This window comes from Halobacillus sp. BBL2006 (genome assembly GCF_000786645.1).
Classification (GTDB): domain Bacteria; phylum Bacillota; class Bacilli; order Bacillales; family Halobacillaceae; genus Halobacillus.
This window is the reverse complement of the sequence record NZ_JRNX01000197.1, coordinates 1-3578: the sequence shown is the minus strand read 5'-3', so window position 1 is coordinate 3578 and position 3578 is coordinate 1. Positions and strand designations below refer to the sequence as shown.

The 3578-nt window shown below is 41.6% G+C and carries 3 protein-coding genes; all 3 read left to right on the top strand.

The features are described from left to right. Positions 1-2345: vitamin B12-dependent ribonucleotide reductase (locus LD39_RS06930; RefSeq protein ID WP_035544449.1), on the top strand; the 2345-nt coding region annotated here is incomplete at its 5' end. Positions 2346-2486: 141 nt separating this feature from the next. Then, entirely contained in the window at positions 2487-2921 is a 435-nt protein-coding gene (gene mntR, locus LD39_RS06925; protein WP_035544444.1) for a transcriptional regulator MntR, read from the top strand. An 87-nt stretch (positions 2922-3008) separates the two neighbouring features. Beyond that, on the top strand, positions 3009-3578 hold a 570-nt coding region (locus tag LD39_RS06920; protein ID WP_035544443.1), incomplete at its 3' end, for a patatin-like phospholipase family protein.

Genomic DNA, 3578 nt, shown 5'->3' with positions numbered 1-3578 from the left:
TTCCGGCTCGCGGTTTCGGTTTCATCCAGTCCATTGATTGGCAGAAGCACGAAGCGGTTGTAAAAGTCGAGGATGAATTTGTCAATGTCTTAGATCGTGAAGAAGAAAGGGAAACAGGCTTAATTACCCGGAACCTTGATACGATTGATAAGCCTCTTGAGGTTTTTTATGAACAAATTGCATTAAGGAATGCGACAGGACTGGCAGAGGTAGAAGTAAATCCGGAGAAAAAAGAGCAGAGCTTCAATGATTTTTATCAAGAGCTTTCGAGTTTAAATTTCATTCCTGCTGGCCGTGTTCTTTATGGGGCTGGGTCGAACACTGATGTGACCTACTTCAATTGCTATGTGATGCCTTATATACAAGATTCACGTGAAGGTATATCCGACCACCGCAAGCAAGTGATGGAAATCATGTCACGCGGCGGAGGTGTGGGAACGAACGGATCGACATTAAGACCACGAAATACATTGGCTAGAGGTGTGAACGGGAAATCCTCAGGTTCTGTTTCCTGGCTTGATGACATTGCGAAATTGACTCATTTAGTTGAACAAGGCGGATCAAGACGCGGAGCTCAAATGATCATGCTTGCTGACTGGCATCCGGATATTGTAGAGTTCATCATCTCAAAAATGCAGAACCCTAGAATTCTACGTTTTCTCATTGAAAATACAACAGATGAACAAATTAAGCAGTTGGCTAAAGACAAACTGAAATTTTCACCTTTATCAGAAACAGAAAAAGACTTGTACCAGAGTGTCCTGAATTATAAGCATATGCCTGGTTTGGGCGGGTTCACCGAACAAAGCCTACAAGAGGCGGAAGATAAGTTGAACACCGGTGGCAATTATACCGTCCATAATCCAGAATTCCTTACGGGTGCAAACATTTCGGTATGTATTACTAAAGAATTTATGGAAGCTGTTGAGAATGATTCTGATTACCAGCTTCGTTTTCCAGATGTTGAAAACTACACGAAAGAAGAAATGGACATTTATAATGAAGAGTGGCAAGAGAGTGGCGACGTTCGTGAGTGGGAAGACCGTGGATTCGGCATCCGAACGTACCGTACAGTCAAAGCGAAAGAATTATGGAATTTAATCAACATTTGTGCCACTTATTCTGCAGAACCTGGCATCTTCTTTATTGATAATGCGAACGAGAAAACCAATGCGTCGGCATATGGGCAAAAAGTCGTTGCTACAAACCCTTGTGGGGAACAGCCACTTGCTCCATACTCCGTCTGTAATTTAGCCGCTGTAAACTTAGCATCTGTTGCAGATAAGAAAAATAAGGCCATTGATTTCGATAAGCTGAAGCGGACGGTAGAAACCGGGGTGCGTATGCAGGACAACGTTATCGATGCCACTCCATACTTTTTAGAGGAAAACAAAGTACAGGCGTTAGGCGAGCGGCGTGTAGGTCTGGGGGTCATGGGCTTACATGACTTGTTAATCTACACGGAAACGGAATATGGTTCTGAAAAAGGAAACCGCTTGGTGGATGAGATTTTTGAAACCATTGCAACGACAGCTTACCGTGCTTCTATTGAACTGGCTAAAGAGAAGGGCAGCTTTCCTTTCTTAGTTGGTAACACAGATAAGGAGACAAAAGAGCTGCGTAAACAATTTATAGAAACAGGTTATATGAGGGAAATGCCTGAGGATATTCGTCAAGGTGTTCTGGATCATGGAATCCGTAACTCACACTTGTTAACTGTAGCTCCAACTGGCAGTACAGGAACAATGGTAGGTGTAAGTACAGGATTAGAACCTTATTTCTCCTTTTCCTATTATAGAAGCGGGCGTTTAGGTAAGTTTATTGAAGTTAAAGCAGATATTGTGAATGAATACTTGAATGAGCATCCTGAACAAGATGCAGATCAACTGCCGGAATGGTTTGTCACAGCTATGACGATGTCACCTGAAGCCCATGCGGATACGCAATGTATTATCCAGCGCTGGGTCGATAGTTCTATCTCTAAGACAGTAAACGCACCAAAAGGGTACTCTGTGGAACAAGTTGAACAGGTGTATCAGCGTTTATATCGTGGTGGGGCCAAAGGCGGAACAGTTTATGTAGACGGAAGCCGTGACAGTCAGGTGTTATCTCTCAAAGCGGAAGAAAATGATTTTGATGGTGAACAAACCGAACTGGAATTCGAAGAAGATAAAACGCCTCGTGTTGTATTGATGGATACTGTTCATGAATTGGAAAAAACGAAAGTTACGATCGGTTCAGAAGTTGGAGATACTTGTCCTGTTTGTCGGAAAGGTACCGTAGAGGACATTGGCGGTTGTAATACTTGTACAAATTGCAATGCCCAATTGAAATGTGGTTTATAATTTGAAATAAGTTCAGACATCGGACTCAAAAAGGGTCCGATGTTTTTCTTATGACATAAGGCTTTCTTGTCACAGAGTAGAAACTAGTGTATCATTTTTATGAAACAACCTACATATGACAGGTTATATTGGGGGTTTATCATGCCAACACCAAGTATGGAAGATTATATCGAACAAATTTATATGCTTATAGAAGATAAAGGGTATGCCCGAGTATCTGATATTGCAGAAAACCTTCAGGTCCACCCTTCTTCCGTTACAAAAATGGTTCAGAAATTAGATAGAGATCAGTACTTGAATTACGAAAAATATCGTGGTCTCATTTTGACTCCGAAAGGAAAAAAAGTAGGTAAGCGGCTTGTTTATCGTCATGAACTTCTTGAACAATTCCTGGAAATTATTGGTGTAGACCATGAAAATATTTACGACGATGTTGAAGGAATTGAACACCACCTAAGTTGGAATTCAATTGATCGTATCGGGGATCTTGTTCAATACTTCGACGAACAACCCAAGCGAGTTGACGCATTGAGAGAAATTCAGAAAAAGAATGAAGAACAAAATGACCAAGGGTAAAGACGCATGCTAATGCGTCTTTTTTCTTTGTCAGTTCTAATCCAAACTTTCCCTGTTTATAATTGAAGTATAGTGGGGTGAGGGGAAATGAAGGTTGATGGTGTTTTTTCAGGTGGCGGTGTCAAAGCACTGGCGTTTATAGGAGCACTTGAAGAACTGGAAGATCAAGGCTACACATTCAGCCGAGTCGCCGGTACTTCGGCAGGGGCTATATTAGCCAGTCTGAACGCCGCAGGTTATACGGCACAAGAATTAAAAGACAAACTGAAAAGTCTATCGTTTGAAAAATTAGTAGATGTTCCCTTAACCGATCGGTTGCTGCCCTTCATGAAATGGCTTCTGCTTTATTACCGATTAGGCCTCTACAAAGGCAATCGTTTAGAGAGCACGATAGAAAAGTGGTTGGAAGAGAAAGGGATACGAACGTTTGCTGATCTTCCACACAATTCCTTGAAAATAATATGTTCAGACTTAACGATAGGTCGAATTGTTGTACTTCCAGACGACCTCAAACGTGTGTATGGAATCGACCCTGCTACTTTTTCAGTAGCAAAAGCAGTTCGAATGAGCTCAGGACTTCCTTATTTTTTTATTCCAGTTAAGATCCATGGAAAGAAAGGGAAGTCCGTTATTGTTGATGGTGGTGTGTTGAGTAAT

Bases quoted from the DNA above. Each gene is read 5' to 3' on its own strand.
- mntR (WP_035544444.1), top strand. From the start codon at position 2,487: ATGCCAACACCAAGTATGGAAGATTATATCGAACAAATTTATATGCTT.